The 14,649-nt window shown below is 72.0% G+C and carries 10 protein-coding genes; 3 read left to right on the top strand and 7 right to left on the bottom strand.

Going from position 1 to position 14,649, the window contains the following annotated elements:
* Nucleotides 1-75 precede the first annotated feature (75 nt).
* The 3 genes from K8556_RS24850 to K8556_RS24840 all read right to left on the bottom strand — a co-directional run bounded on the left by K8556_RS24850 (nt 76) and on the right by K8556_RS24840 (nt 4,512).
* Nucleotides 76-2,787, bottom strand: a complete 2,712-nt coding sequence (locus tag K8556_RS24850; RefSeq protein WP_223742565.1) for an AsmA family protein — start codon at nt 2,785-2,787, stop codon at nt 76-78.
* A gap of 218 nt (nt 2,788-3,005) precedes the next feature.
* Complete coding sequence (locus K8556_RS24845; protein ID WP_223742564.1) at nt 3,006-3,470, bottom strand: fibril protein; 465 nt, start codon at nt 3,468-3,470, stop codon at nt 3,006-3,008.
* Nucleotides 3,471-3,630: 160 nt separating this feature from the next.
* Nucleotides 3,631-4,512: an iron-containing redox enzyme family protein gene (locus K8556_RS24840; RefSeq protein ID WP_223742563.1), complete on the bottom strand. Its 882-nt coding sequence runs from the start codon at nt 4,510-4,512 to the stop codon at nt 3,631-3,633.
* A 97-nt stretch (nt 4,513-4,609) separates the two neighbouring features.
* On the opposite strand from K8556_RS24840, the gene K8556_RS24835 reads away from it, so the two are divergent.
* A complete protein-coding gene (locus K8556_RS24835) occupies nt 4,610-5,548 on the top strand; it encodes a dimethylarginine dimethylaminohydrolase family protein (RefSeq protein WP_223742562.1) in 939 nt (312 codons plus the stop codon).
* Nucleotides 5,549-5,621: 73 nt separating this feature from the next.
* On the opposite strand, the gene K8556_RS24830 is transcribed toward K8556_RS24835, so the two are convergent.
* Nucleotides 5,622-6,374 (bottom strand): sterol desaturase family protein, encoded by a 753-nt coding sequence (locus K8556_RS24830; protein ID WP_223742595.1) that lies wholly within the window; start codon nt 6,372-6,374, stop codon nt 5,622-5,624.
* A 357-nt stretch (nt 6,375-6,731) separates the two neighbouring features.
* Here K8556_RS24830 and K8556_RS24825 point away from each other — a divergent pair, with 357 nt between their 5' ends.
* Nucleotides 6,732-7,067: a hypothetical protein gene (locus K8556_RS24825; protein WP_223742561.1), complete on the top strand. Its 336-nt coding sequence runs from the start codon at nt 6,732-6,734 to the stop codon at nt 7,065-7,067.
* 15 nt (nt 7,068-7,082) lie between these two features.
* On the opposite strand, the gene K8556_RS24820 is transcribed toward K8556_RS24825, so the two are convergent.
* The 3 genes from K8556_RS24820 to K8556_RS24810 form a co-directional block, all read right to left on the bottom strand.
* Entirely contained in the window at nt 7,083-8,183 is a 1,101-nt protein-coding gene (locus K8556_RS24820; protein WP_223742560.1) for a hypothetical protein, read from the bottom strand.
* 29 nt (nt 8,184-8,212) lie between these two features.
* Complete coding sequence (locus K8556_RS24815; protein ID WP_223742559.1) at nt 8,213-9,730, bottom strand: VWA domain-containing protein; 1,518 nt, start codon at nt 9,728-9,730, stop codon at nt 8,213-8,215.
* A 109-nt stretch (nt 9,731-9,839) separates the two neighbouring features.
* A complete protein-coding gene (locus K8556_RS24810; protein ID WP_223742558.1) occupies nt 9,840-12,686 on the bottom strand; it encodes a PAS domain S-box protein in 2,847 nt (948 codons plus the stop codon).
* Between the two features lie 230 nt (nt 12,687-12,916).
* On the opposite strand from K8556_RS24810, the gene K8556_RS24805 reads away from it, so the two are divergent.
* Nucleotides 12,917-14,638, top strand: coding sequence for a HAMP domain-containing sensor histidine kinase (locus tag K8556_RS24805; protein WP_223742557.1), 1,722 nt, complete (start codon nt 12,917-12,919; stop codon nt 14,636-14,638).
* The last annotated feature ends 11 nt before the right edge of the window (nt 14,639-14,649 follow it).

Raw genomic sequence — 14,649 nt, 5'->3', positions numbered from 1 at the left:
ACCCCGGAGACACGAACGCCGCGAAGCTCCCTTGAGAGCTCCGCGGCGTGCGCAAGACACAGCCTCTGCCGGCGCCTACTTGCCGCCGAAGATGCCCTTGAGGCGCTTCTTCGCTTCTTCCTCGGCGCGCTGCTTGGCCTTCTCCTGCTCGAGGCGGGCCTGGTCCTCCAGCTTCTTCTTCTCCTCGTTGGCGCGCGCCTCCATCTCCTGGCGCTTCGCCTCCGCTTCGGCCTTCGCCTTGTCCTGGCCGCCCGTGAGGAGGTCCTCCACGGCCTTGCCCTTCTCACCCAGCAGGCTGCCCGCCACGGACGCCCCGGCCAGCTTCAGGATGGTCGCCGCCGCCGGCTTCACGTCCACGCCCGTCACCTCCGGGCTCCACGCCTTGCCCGAAATCTTCAGCCCCACCGGGATGGACTCCGTCGGCGTCACCTTGCCCACCGTCAGCGTCTTGATGGTCGCGGGCGTCAGCGACACGCCGCCCGTCAAATCCAGCGTGCCGTCCAGCCCGATGCCGCCGTCGAAGCTCATCGCCGCCTCCGGCCGCGTCCAGGTGATGGGCTTGCTCAACTGCGCCACGCCGTTCTTGATGGTCACGCTGAAGGGCAGGTCCGCGCCCAGCGACGTCACCTCGCCGCTCTTGAGCGCCTTCGCGAAGGGCAGCGCCTTGGCCAGCGGCCCCGTGACGGAGGACACCAGGTCCTTGCCCAGGAACGTGCCCTCCAGCAGGTTGCCGTTGATGCCGCCCAGCAGCGTCTGCTTCAGCCTGTCCGGCGTGTAGCCCACGCCCTGCACGTCCACGTTGCCGTTGAACTTGCCCGTCAGCACCTGCTTCGGCGTGCGCGCCGCCAGCGCCTGCGCCATCTCCAGGCCCTGCACCTGCACCTTCGCGGTGAAGGGCCGGGCCTCCGGCGCGGGCCCCAGGCGGATGGTCGTCCCGTCCGCCACCACCTTGCCGCCGTAGAGGCCCGTCGAGAACTTCTCCACCGTGATGAGGTCGTCCACCATCTTCACCACGCCCGTCACGTTGGTGAGGTCCATCGCCGTGTAGCGCAGCGACCCGATGGCGAACTGGATGTCACCCCGGTAGCCGTTGAAGCGGTTGGCGTCCACCGGCGGCTCCGGCGGCGGCTTGCCGCCGTTGCGCGCCAGCACCTCCTCCTCGCTCATCAACAACTTCTCCGCATCCAGCTTCGCGGCCTTCACGTCCGCCTTGAACGTCGTCGTCGCCTTCTTGCCCGTGCCCGCGAGCGTCACCGTGGCGTTGCCCGTCACCGTGTCCTCCAGCGCGCCCAGGCTCATGCTGGAGACGTTCACCGTCATCCCGCTGCCCGTCTTCGCCGGCGCGTACGTGCCCGCCGCCGTCATCTCCAGCCGCTGCCCCGGCGCCTTGTTCACCAGCAGGCCCGGCCGCAGGTCCACGCCGTTCAGGTCCGCCTTCGCGTCGAAGCGCAGCGCGCCGCCGCTCGCCGCCGCGCCCGTCACCTTCGCGTTCAGCTTCATCGCGCCGCCGGCTTCCTTCGACAGTTGATCCGGCACCCGCAGCCGCACCGGCGTCAGGTCCACCGCGATGTTGATGGCCTGCGCCTCCTGCGTGCCGCTGCCGCGCACGTCCAGGCCGATGGGGCCGGCCACCATCCCGTTGAGCTGCTTGCGCAGCGGCGGGTAGTACTCGGCGAGCACGGCCGGGTCCAGGTTGCGGCCCACCAGCTCGAGCCCCTCCACCGCGGGCTTGTCCGTGAGCAGCCCCTTCACCTTGCCCTTGCCCGTGATGGCCGCGGGGCCCAGGTTCAAGTTCAGCTTGTCCAGCGCCAGGTCACCCGTGGCCATGTCGCCCGTCACGTCCGTGTCGAGCACCACGTCCAGCGCCTTGCCGCCCTCGGAGCCGGCGAACTTCATCCCCAGCGCCTTGATGACGCCCACGAGCTTCGTGGGGCCCTTGCCGCCGGGCACCGCGCCGCCCAGGTCCGCCTTCCAGTCCGCGTCCAGCGTGCCCGCCTGCAGCCCCACGTCCGGGGGCAGGAACGGCCCCAGCGGCGACAGGTCGATGTGCTCCGCCTTCAGCGTCACCTGCTCCGGCGTGGGGATGAGCGTCGCCGGCAGCGGCGCCGCGGCGAGCGTCATCTTCAGGTTCTGCTTGTCCGCCAGCACCGCGGCCGCCAGGTCCACCTTCAGCGGCTGGCCCACGCGCAGGTCCTTCACCTCGATGTCCAGGTCCTTCACCGCCAGCTCGCGCGCCTTGTCGCCGCCCGCGCGGTCCACGAAGCGGATGACGCCGTCGGTGAGCGCCGCGCGCTCCACGTGCACGCCCGACAGGTCCGTGGGCTGCGTCTCCTCCTCCGGCGTCTGCTCCTTCGGCTGCTGCGCGGCCAGCTTCTCCTGGAGGCGCTGCACGTTGGTGGTGCCATCCGCCAGGCGGAGGACGTTCACGGTGAGCCCGGACACCTCCGCGTCCTTCACGCGGATGTCCTTGCCCTTGGAGGTGAGCAGCGGCATCGCCGCCACGCTCACCGTCACGTCCTTCACCTCCGCGAGCGGCAGGTCCTCGCCCTCGGCGGCGCCCACGCTGACGTTCTGGATGCGAGCGCCCACGTAGGGAAAGAGCTTCGTGGAGACGTCGCCAATCTCGATGGGGCGCCCCAGCTTCTGCGAGTACGTCGCGGCCTGGTCCCGCGCCGTCTTCAGCAGGATGGCGTCCAGGCGCCACAGCACCACCGCCACGATGGCGATAAGGAGGACGAGGATGCCTCCCAGCACATACGGCCAACGCTTCTTCTTCACAGCCGCCACGGTTCCTCCTCCGTCGGGAGAGCGGTCGAACGCTTAGCGCAGCGCCAAGGGGGCCGCACCTCCCATCCGAGAGGGGAGGTTGTAAGCGTGACGGTGAACACCCGGGGGAACGTCACACTCCCGTCGACCCTTGCATCTAGGCACGGCGGCCCCTGCTCGGAAGGGGGTCGCTTGAGTCCCCACGACTTCGCGGATTCAGGGAGTTTGGCGGCGGCGCCCTACAGGTCGATGATGTCCGGCTCCGTCCCGGACGGCGGCGGCGCGTCGCCCTGGCCCTCCAGCAGGAAGCCCCAGGGCGCGTACACGCTCCCGCCGGTGAAGGCGTCCACGTAGAGCACCACCGGCGTGTCCAGCCCGTCGTAGGTCACCTCGAAGATGGACAGCCGGCCCTTTCCCTCGCCCTGGCCGTCCACCTCGGTGAACTCGCAGCAGTCCCCCATGCGGCGCCACGCCACCGGCTGGCCCTGCGGGCCTCGCAAGAGCTTGAAGTACGCCATCACGCCCTTGTCGCCCCAGCCCACCCGCACCGGGTTCTCCGGCCGGGTGCCGTAGGTCAGCGGATCCGGCCGCTTCGGCATCAGGGGCGCGGTGTGGCGCATCACCTCCTCCATGGACGTGCCCGGGGAGGCGCACGCCGTCAGGAGGAGCAGCGCGGCGGCGGGGATGCTTCGGAACAGGGACATCGGGACCTCCAGCTCGGCCTTGGGAAACGCCCCAAGCTGGCGCCCGCCCCGGCTCCGGCGCATCCCCGGCCCCGGGCGGACCGTCCTTCGGGAAACGCACCCCCGAGCCTGGCGCACACGCGCAAGGTCCCGGGGGGAAGGACGGCCAGGCTGCGCCGCCTCAACTGAGCGACTTCAGGTCCAGCCCCAGCTCGTGGCGGTAGCGCTCGAAGCACCGCGCGCCCGCCGTCAGCCGCAGGAGCGCCCCTTCCGCCAGGGGCCGCGCGCACGCGGGGTTCGCCTCCACCAGCGGACGCAGGACCTCCTTGTTCCAGGTCTCGGAGTGCTTCACGTCCAGCGTGGAGTGCAGCGCGTAATAGCGCCGCACGCGCATGTCGAACCCCAGACGCTTGAGGCCCTCGTTGACGCACGCGGTGCGGCCCGGCGCCGTCTCCTCCACGATGCCCAGCGCGCCCACCGCGTGGAACGTGTAGCGGCGGTTGAGCGCGAACGCGCAGAGCAGGTTCGCCAGCGCGTGCGCTTCCCACACCGTGTCCTCGTCCGTGGGCTTCAGCCCCAGCTTCCGGGCCATCTCCGCGAGCATCGGCCCGTGCATCGCGTCCTCGCGCCCGCGGCCCATCTCGTCCCAGTAGTTGCGCGCCAGCTCCAGCTTCGCCCGCGTGGGCAACTGCAACTGCGTCAGCGCCACCAGGTCATCGAAGCCGGCCTCGCCCGCGACCTCCTGCGTGAGGAACCAGTCCATCTGCTCACGCGTAGCCTGCGTGGCGAGCCACGGGAACAGCGGATCATGCTGTCCGGGACCGGACTCCTTCAGGTCCTCGAACCACGCGATGAACCCGTCCGCGTCCTCCGGCGCCTCGGCGGCCCATGCCGCCACGCGCTGTCGCTCCGCCTCCACGTATTCGCCCTCCAGCAACCGCAACTGCGTCTCCTCCTGCACGGCTGCTCGCCAGCCCTCGGTGGGAAAGCCCGGCGCCAGTCGTGCGCGGTTGAAACGCAAGAGGGTCCTGTGAAGCCGTTCGGACAGGCGTGCGTCCTCCATCCCCGCTTCCCCAGCCACCTCGCCAAGCCCGCTCATGGTGCGCACCCTCTCTTCACATACCGGAAGGCGGGAGTGCCTTCCGGTCACATGTATGGGGATGACCTTGCACACCGGCCACATCGCTCCCGCCACCTTCGCCGTCAGTCAGGTGCGTTGCGAAAAGGACCACGTCCGCTCTCGCGACTGCGCGTATCAGGTCGCATGGAACATCAACCCGCATATGAAGCCCGGCGCCGTCGCGTGGCGGCGCGCGTGCACGCAGCACCGCGAGCTGCTGCGCGCCCTGCGTGAAGCCGGCGCGGGCTTCTTCGAGCTGCCCTTCGTCCACGGCGCGTTCGACTCCGTGTTCGCCAAGGACAACGCGGTGCTCGTCTCCCAGGAGGGCGAACTGCGCGCCCTGCTCGCCACCATGCGCCACGGCCAGCGCCGCGGTGAGCAGCTCGCGCGCGCCCGGTGGCTGTCCGCGCGCGGCTTCGACGTCATCGAGCCGCCGCGCGTGCACATCGAAGGCGGCGACGTGGCCATGCTGCCCTCGGGCCGGGGCGCCTTGCTGGGCTGGGGCATGCGCTCCACGCAGCGCGCCGCGGGCGTGCTGGAGGCGTTCCTCTCCGCGCCCGTCACGCCGCTGGAGCTGTGCGACCCGTACCTCTACCACCTGGACACCGCGCTCACCGTCCTGTCGGACGGCACCGCGCTGGTGTGTCCGGAGGCCTTCACGCCGGAGTCGCTGCGCATGCTGGAGCGCACCGAGGGCATCCAGCAGGTGGTCCCCATCGCGCGCGAGGACGCGCTCGCGTTCGGGCTCAACCTGGTGGAGGTGGGCAACACCGTCATCGTCGGCGCGCGCGTGCCCCGCGTGGAGGCGGTGCTGCGCGGCCTGGGGCGCCGGCCCGTCAGCGTGCGGTTGGATCAATTCCACCTGGCCGGCGGCAGCGCGGCGTGCCTCGTGGCGCGCGTGCACACCCTGCCGCCCCTGTCCGCCCGGCGCTTTCGCGAGGAGCAGGCGCGGGACGTGGCCCAGCCGCTCTCCGCGTGACGTGCGCGCAAACGAAGACCTCCCCGGGCGACGAAGCGCGCGGGGAGGTCCGGGGTGAAGCGGGAGCGGAGGCTCAGGACTGCTGTTCGCCGGAGGCCTCCGGCGCGCTCAGCCCCTCCGCGCCCCAGAAGCGGCGCGGGTGGCCGTCACCGCGGGTGCCGCCGGAGAGCTTGTCCACCCAGGGGTACTTCCGCGCCTCTTCGGCCGTGTAGCCCAGGTTGAAGACGGTGGGGCTCTTGGGCTTGTCGGAGGCCTTCTCGTACAGCGTGCCGAACACGCGGTCCCAGAAGTAGTTGGTGATGCCGTAGTTGCCCTGCTCGTTGTGGAAGTGGTGGGACATGTGCAGCCGCTTGATGTCCTTCAGCCACTTCTGCTGCGGGGCGTAGTTGAGGTGCTGGATGCAGTGGCAGAACTCGTAGAAGCACGTGGTCACCATGCCCCAGCCCAGCGCCGCCGCCGCGCCGGCCTTGCCGCCGATGAGGTAGCCGATGGGCGTGAGCACCAGCGCGATGGTGGGCAGCGTGGTGTGCAGCGCGCCGAAGAGCACGCGCAGGTCGTGCGGGTCCTGGTGGTGGTCGAAGTGGATGCGCTTCCACGTCACCGCCGTCGCCGCGGACTTGTAGAGGAAGCGGCCGTGCAGGATGTACCGGTGGATGAGGTACCAGCCGAACGGGTACGCCACCGTGGCCAGCAGCACCGCCGCGCCCATGCGCACCGGCGCCTCGAACCACTTCACGGACAGCACGATGCAGGTGATGCCGATAAGGATGTAGGCGACGACGGCGTAGTAGGTGAAGAACGAGTAGACCAGGTCGCGCAGCGACATCCGGTCCAGGTTGTGCTTCCGGTTCAGGAAAGAGACCGCCACGGGGATTTTCTCACTCTCCGCTCCGGCGCGTGGCCCGGGCTGCCGGGGTGCGCGGGGCTCGAAGGCTTGCTCGCATCCCGGCCCTGGGGGTGATGCGGAGTCCCTGAGCTATCAGTCAAGAGGCCCCTTGGCCCAGGAACAGTGGGGGCTCTCTTAGCGCCTTCCTGGAGGCGTTGAGAAGCTCCACTGTTGCCGCGCCCGCACATTGTCTGGCTGTCCGGCCCCCATCCGACCCGAAGGCAGACTTCCATGCGGGAAGTCCACACCCCACCTTTCCGTCCACGGACGCGAGCGATCGCACGAGGGGGCAGACAGATGGCGCGCAAGGCACAGGGACAACAGGACAGCGGGACCCAGGCGGGGGCACGCCCCGCGCGGCGGAAGACGAGCACCCGGAAGACGGCCAGCGCCCCCAGCGAGGGCCGCCTGGAGCTGCGCCGGGACATCGCCGAGTACCGCGCCGCCGCGGAGGCCCAGGCCGACATCGTGCGCGAGCGCATCAACGCCGCGCTGGAGGTCAGCCGCCGCACGCGCGAGGAAATCGAGCAGCGCATCGCCAGCGAGCTGCACACGCCCCGCGTTACCGCGAAGAAGGCCGCGGCTCCGGCGCGCAAGCGCACCCGCGCTGCCTCGCGCGCGTCGACGAAGTAGGCCGAGGCCCGGCGCTCAGGAGCGGACCGCGGGCGCCCGCGCGGCCTGCGCCGCTCCCTCCGGGCCGGAGGACTCCAGGTCCAGGGCGGAGAGCTTCTCCGCCAGCGCCTGGACCTGGTCGCCGCCGCCCGGGTGGGACGCGGCCCGGGCGCCGATGAAGCACACGCGGGCCCGCTCCAGCAGGGCCACCTGTGCGTGCAACTGCGCGAAGAGGCGCTCCTGCCGGCGCGACAGCGCGTCCAGGTGGTTGAGCTCCTCACCCAGCGACGCGGCGGCGCGCTCCAACTGGCGGCGGGCCACGCCGTCCTGCGCGTCCTGGGCGCGCTTCTTCAACTCCTGCACCTGCGAGTCCACGCTCCCCTGGGACGCGGAGGCCAGTTGCGCCTCCAGCTCGGTGTGGGACTCGGCCAGCGTGAAGGCGTCCCGGGCCAGCTTCCCGAGCACGGCCTGGAGCTTCTCCAGCCCCGGGCCCCGGGCCAGCTTGCGCGCCTCATCCTGGCACTGGCGGTAGAGCGTGAGCGCCCGGGCCACCAGGCCGCGCACCTCGCCGGAGAGCGTGGCCTCCAGGCGCATGCCCCGGGTGGCCACCGCGTCCAGGTCCATGGCCAGGTTCGCCGGCAGCGTGCCGATGCTCCAGAACAGCGCCACCACGGCGTAGTCCACCATCAGCGGGAAGTAGCCCCACGCCGGGAGGAAGCGCGCGTCGAGCACCTGGTGCACGTACAGCCCCAGCGCGGTGGTGACGCCCGCCGCCCCGGCGCACAGCGCGACCTGGAGCGGCGTGCCCACGCTGTCGCGCCCGTTGCCCCGCCACGCCAGCAGCCCCGCGGCGATGGCGCCCGCCACCGCGTGGGTCCAGTCCGGCGCCAGCCCCAGCACGTAGGGCAGGGCGGGCAGCAGCACCATCCCCGCGCGCACCAGGAGGTTCTCCGCCGCCTTCGGCTTCACCGCGGTGATGGCCGCCGCCATCAGCGCGAAGTAGCCCGGCTCCACCGGCACGCGCAGCACCTGCCGCGCCACGCCGGCCACCATCGCCATGGCCCCGGCGCCCACGAGCGCGTACAGGCAGCGCGACTCGAAGTCCTCCCGCCGGATGAGTTGGATGGAGAGCGACATGGCGCACCGGCTTCCGGACCGCGGGGGGACTAATAGCTGTTGTTCTGCCCGAAGTTCTTCATCGACTTCTTCTTGAGGTTGAGGGCCTCCTGGCGGACCTCGGAGTCACTGCGGGCACTGCCATAGGCTGCCTGGGTCCTGTCCAGGTCCGCAAGCTCCCCCGAGAGCGCGGACGCCGAAGCGCCGAACAGTTTACGCGCGTTGCCCAGGAGGTTGAGCGCGCTCTCGCGGTTGCCGCTCTGCATCTGTTCAGCGGCCGCCTGGAGCTGCTGGGTGCCCAGCGCGCGGATGGCGTGGACGCGCACGTCGCGGTCCAGGTTCGCGTGCACCACCTGCACGTCGTTCGTCACCTTCGCGCCCAGCGCCAGCGTCACCCGCGACGGCAGGTCCGCCACCACGTCCACGTACGACGCCGAGGCGTCCAGCACGTTCATGTCCGCCGCGTTCGCCGGCGCGTCCAGCGTCAGCTTCGCCACCACGCGCGCGGACTGGCCGCCCGTCAAGTCGTAGAGGGGGATGCGCACGGCGTTGCCGTCGCGGGTGGACGGCAGGCCCATCACCTCCACGCCGCTCACGCCGGGCGGCAGGGTCAGCGTCAGGCTCACGTCGCGGGCGACGGTGCTGGCGGCCTGCTCCAGCTCGCGGGTGAAGATGGCGGCCAGCTCCGAGGAGTCGCTGACGAAGCCGGAGAAGCCGCCGCCGCGCTCGGCCATGCCGCGCATCAGCGTGTCGTTGAAGCCGCTGCCCACGCCCAGCGCGCTCACGGTGATGCCCGCCTCGCGCATCCGGCCCACCGCGGAGAAGAGGCCGTCGTTGGTCGTCACGCCCTCGGTGGGCTCGCCGTCGCTCAGCAGGATGGCGCGCGTCACCCGGTACTGCTTCGCGTACGTGCGCACCGCGTCCGCGCCCGCCGCCAGCCCGCCGCTCATGTGCGTGCCGCCGTTCACCTGGATGGCGTCGATGGTGCTCAGGAGCTCGCGGCGCGTGGCGTCGTTGATCTCCACGCTGGGCACCACCTTCACGTCGGAGCCGTAGTGCACCAGCGCCAGGCGGTCCCCGTCGCGCAACTGCCGCACCAGCTCCTGGGCGGCGCGCTTCGCGTCCACCAGCTTGGAGCCATCCATGGAGCCGGAGCGGTCCACCACCAGCGCCAGGTTCACCGGCACGCGCTGCTGCTTCTCCGGCGCGCGCGCCTTCAGCTCGAACACGGCGAAGGCCTCACCCGGGCCCGCCTTCACGTACGCGCCGGACAGCTTGCCCGTGAGCTCCACCCGCCCCGCCGTGCCGGACGCGGGCTGCCCCAGGATGACGGGCAGCACGCCCTGGATGGGCGCCTCCCCCGGCTGCACCACGGTGTGGGTCTGGTCCACGGAGGAGGTGGCCACGGGCGGCGTGCGGCGCGTGTGCCCGTTGGGGAGCCGGTCGGAGACGGGCCCGGTCATGGGCGGGTGCGACGTGCCCTTCGCGAAGAACGAGCGCGCGTCCAGCGCGAGCGCGCCCACGAACAGCAGGCCAGCCAGGGTCAGCAACAGTTTGGTGCGGTTCATGCGCGACGGACCTTCCCCCAAGGGGTGCGAGCGGACGAGCACACGCTCGCAGACCCGTCACGGGGGCGCATCGGTCAGCGGGAGGACCCTCCTCCCGATGACCGATGGGTCAGGCCGCGTCCGGCGGGCCGTGCCGCACCAGCTCCTCCACGGCGCCGCGCACGCGCGCCTCGTCGAAGGGCTTCTCCAGGAGCGGGTTGGGGACGTGCTCCAGGAACTCGCGCGCCCCCGCGGTGAAGGCGCCGCCGGACACGAAGACGAAGCGGCGCTCCAGGCCCGGGTGGTCGCGCCGCACGGCCTCGTACACGTCGCGGCCGGCCAGGTCCGGCATCATCACGTCGCACAGCACCGCGTCGAAGCCCGGCGCCCGCGACATGCGCTCCAGCGCCTGACGGCCGCTCGTGGCCACCTCCACGTCGTGGCCGCGCAGGAGCCGCTGCAGCACGCGGCCCACCGCGGGCTCGTCGTCCACCACCAGCACGCGGCCCCGGGGCACCACGGGCGCGGCGGGCAGCGGGACCTCCGGCGCGCGGACAATGGGCTCGGGCTGGGGCGCGGGCAGCACCACGCGGAACGTGCTGCCCCGGCCCGGGGTGCTGTCCACCTGGATGTCACCGCCCAGCCCCGTGATGATGCCGTGGCAGATGGACAGCCCCAGGCCGGTGCCCACGCCCACGGGCTTGGTGGTGAAGAACGGGTCGAAGATGCGCCCCAACACCTCCGGCGCGATGCCGCTGCCCGTGTCGCGCACCTCCACCACCACCTGCCCGCCGGACGCGCGCGTGACGAGCACCACCTCGTGGTCGTGCGCGGAGCCCTCGGGAATCGCCTGCGCCGCGTTCACCACCAGGTTGAGGAACACCTGGCAGAGGCGGCCCTCGTTGGCCATCACCTGCGGCACGGTGCCGTAGTCCCGGCGCAGCCGCGCGCGGTGCCGGATTTCATTGGCGGCCATCATCACCACCGAGTCCAGCACCGCGTGCACGTCCACTGGCGTCATGCGCTCTTCGTCCGGCCGCGAGAACGTCTTCAACTGGCGGACGATTTGCCGCACGCGCTCGGCGCCCTCGCACGCCTCGCTCAGCACCTCCTGCCACTCCGCCACGTCCGGCGGCCGCACGCCGCGCGCGCCGGGGGCGGGGGACAGGTGGTGGCGGAACTCGTCCGACAGGAAGCCCAGGTTGGAGACCACGAAGGCCAGCGGGTTGTTGATTTCGTGCGCGATGCCCGCCGCGAGCGTCCCCACCGACGCCAGCCGGTCCGCCAGCGTCAGCCGCGCCTTCAACTGGCGCTGCTCCGTCACGTCGCGCGCGATGGACACCACCGCGGGCTGGCCGTCGAAGCGCAGGGGCAGGCTCGCCAGCTCCACCACGCGCGTGCGCCCGTCGCGCAGCACCAGGCGCCGCTCGCTGGTGAGCGGCGTGCTGTCCCCGGACGCCACGTCCGTGCCCGGCACGTCCGCCAGGAACTCCGACAGGCGGCGGCCCACCAGCTCCTCCGCGCGCTCGAAGCCCAGCGTGGTGACGAGCACCGCGTTGGCGTAGACGATGTGGCCGTCGCGCTCGATGGCCGCCGGGTCGGGGAAGCCCTCCAGCAGTGCGCGCAGGCTGGCCTCGGAGCGCTTCAGCGCCTCCTCCACCTGCCGCCGCTCCGTGATGTCGCGCGCCAGGCCCTCCACCGCCACCACGCGGCCCGCGGCGTCCGTCACCGGCGCCACCACGTGCTCCAGCCACAGCAGGCTGCCGTCCGGGCGCAGGAAGCGCAGCTCCACCGTGGCGCCGTCCACGGACTGGGGCGACTCCAGCAGCCGCTCCAGCGCGGCCCGGTCATCCGGGTGCACCTGCCGGTACCACAGCTCCGGATCCGAGTAGTGCGCCTCCGGCCCCAGGCCCAGCTTCGCGTGCGCCACGCGGCTGACGTACGCGAAGCCGCGCGGCGCCTCCCGCCGGTAGAGGTACAGCACGTCCGACGCGTTCTCCGCGAGCTGGCGGAAGCGGTGCTCGTGCTCGCGCAGCGCCCGTTCGGACGCGCGGCGCTCCAGCGCCACGGAGATGGCGCCGCTGGCCGCGGACAGCAGGTCCACCTCCAGCCGGTCCCACTCCCGCGCCTCGAAGCAGTTGTCGAAGCCCACGAACCCCACCAGCCGCCCCTGCACGCGCAAGGGCAGCACCAGCAGCGTGAGGATGCCCTGCGGCTCCAGCAGCTCCCGCTCGATGGGGGGGAAGGTGGCCACGCGCCCGGTGACGACCTCGCCGCGCCCCAGCAGGTTCGCCCAGCGCCCCAGGATGGGCAGCACCGGGAGGTCCTGCAGCATCGGGTTGTCTATTTCCGGCGTCACCCCGGGCGCGCACCACTCGGCGCGCTGGCTGCACAGCAGCGCCCCCTTCGCGTCGGTGAAGGTCTCGAAGACGTAGACGCGGCTGGCGCCGGAGGCCTGCCCCAGCGGCGCGAGCGCGGGGCTGTACAGGTCGCCTCCTTCCGGCACCGACAGCAGCCGCTGCTGCATGTCCACCAGCGCGGTGAGGTAGCGCTCGCGCCGGGCCAGCGCGTCGCTTGTGCGCTTGCGCTCGGTGATGTCGTTGAGCGTGCCGGCCATGCCCACCAGCGTGCCCTCTTCGTCGAGCGTCACCCGCGCGAAGACGTCCACCCACCGGAAGCCGCCGTCGCGCGTGAGGTAGCGCACCTCGTGCTGCACGTAGTCGCGCTCGCGCGTGAGCAGCGAATGGCACACGTCCAGCACGCGCGCCCGGTCGTCCGGGTGCACGAAATCCAGCGCCACCCGGCCCAGGCACTCCTCCACGGGGAAGCCCGTCACCTCGGTCCACGCGGGATTGAGGAAGACCCACGTGCGCTCCGTGTCCGTCTGGAACACGACCTCCTGGAGCGTGTCGATGACCTGACGGAAGCGGCGCTCGGTGGGGGTGGTGCCGTCAGGCCGGGGAAACGGCATCTGCATGCAGGGGACTCGCGGTGGAAGAACTTGGCCGTGCGGGCGGAACGTCCGCGGCGCGGACGTGGATTGTCGAACGATTGAGGATCGCCGTCATGCAGGCAAGGGGGCCCGCGGGAAGAGCGCGGGGATGGGAAGCATTCCCTGTTCTTGAGGATGGAGTGGGCTTCAGGTCCTGTCTTCCTTTCTTCCCGGGAGGCGGAGATGACACCATGATGCGTGCGGAAAGCCTTGGCATGTCCGGCATCACCTCTCCAGCCTCGGAGGCCCGCGTGACGGACGGGGAGGGCCCGTCCCCGTCGACGCGCGTCATGGACGCGGAAGGCGTTGTGCTCGTTGAATGCACGGGCCGTGTGACTGTTTTCAACTCACAAGCCGCGGCGCACTTCGGCATCCCGGTGCCGCTCCACATCGAGCACGCCCGCCTGCCCGGGTGTGAATGGGTGCGGGAGGACGGCACACCGCTGCCGCCAGGGGACTCACCGCTGGCGCGAGCGCTGGCGGGTGAGCCGGTGGACGCGTCCTCGTGGCACGTGCTCCGTCCGGATGGGACGCGCGCCGCGCTGCGGTGCAGCGCGGTGCCGGTGCGGGCCGGGGACGGGCAGGTCGCCGCGGCGCTGCTGCGCACGCAGGCCGCGGAGGGGGTGCCCGCGTCCGTGCTGGACGCCACGCGCCTGCTGGCGGAGGCGGGAGCGCTGCTGGGCATGTCGGTGGACGCGGAGGCGCGGCTGGAGCCGCTGCTCAAGCTGCTGGTGCCCGCGCTGGGGGAGGGGGCCCTGCTCATCCTCCGGACGCCGGGCGATAGCGCCCTGCGCGTGGCGGCGTCCCTGCATGCGGACGCGGGGCGGCACGCGCTCCTGCGCGACCTGCTCACGCGCTATCCGCCGGACCCCTCCGCGCCGGAGGGGCTGCCCCAGGTGTTCACCACCGGGGCGGTGGGGCGCCTGCCCATCCTGTCCGAGGCGCACGTGGGGGCCATCGCGCGGGACGCGGAGCACGCGCGGCTGTTGCGCGAGCTGGGGCCGCACGGCTGCCTGAGCGTGCCGCTGGGCGCGCGCGGCGGCGTGCTGGGGGCGCTGCTGGTGCTGCGCTCCAACGTGCTGCGGGCCTTTGGCGCGGAGGAGGAGCGCTTCCTCACGGAGCTGGCCCACCGCACCGCGCTCTACCTGGAGAACGCGCGGCTGTACCGCGAGGCGCGCGAAGCGGTGCGCCAGCGCGACGAGTTCCTGGGCATCGCCAGCCACGAGCTGAAGACGCCGCTCACGCCGCTGAGCCTCAAGGTGCAGTTGCTGCAGAAGCAGGTGGTGGTGCTGGCGCGCGAGGGCAAGGACGTGCCCACCGACCGCGTCGCGGACGCGCTGGACGTGGTGCAGCGCCAGGTGCGCCGCCTGTCGGGCCTGGTGGACAACCTGCTGGACGTGTCGCGCATCACCGCGGGCCGGCTGCGGCTGGAGCTGGAGGAGATGGACCTGGCGAGCGTGGCCGCCGAAATCCTCTACCGCTTCTCCGCCGCGGCGGCGCAGGCCGGCACGGAGCTGGGCCTGGAGGCGCCGGTGCCGGTGGTGGGCCGGTGGGACCGGCTGCGGCTGGAGCAGGTGGTGACGAACCTGGTGTCCAACGCGCTCAAGTACGGCGCGGGCCAGCCCGTCGTCGTGAGCGTGGAGGCGCGCGGCCCGCTGGCGCGGCTCACCGTGAAGGACCACGGCATCGGCATCGCGCCGGACGACCTGTCGCGCATCTTCGAGCGCTTCGAGCGCGCGGTGAGCGACCGGCACTACGGCGGGCTGGGCCTGGGGCTCTACATCACGCGCCAGATTGTCGAGGCGTTCGGCGGCACGGTGAACGCCGTGAGCACGCCGGGGCAGGGCGCCACGTTCCTCCTGGAGCTGCCCCGGGGCGACATCCCGGAGGAGTGGCTCGTCGCGCACGCGGCGCCGGGGCCCACCGGAGGCGGGTAGGCCCGCGCCGG

The sequence above is a fragment of the Corallococcus sp. AS-1-12 genome (assembly GCF_020036995.1).
Taxonomy (GTDB): Bacteria; Myxococcota; Myxococcia; order Myxococcales; family Myxococcaceae; genus Corallococcus.
Note: the sequence above shows the minus strand (reverse complement) of the source record. Positions and strands in the feature narration are given on the sequence as shown.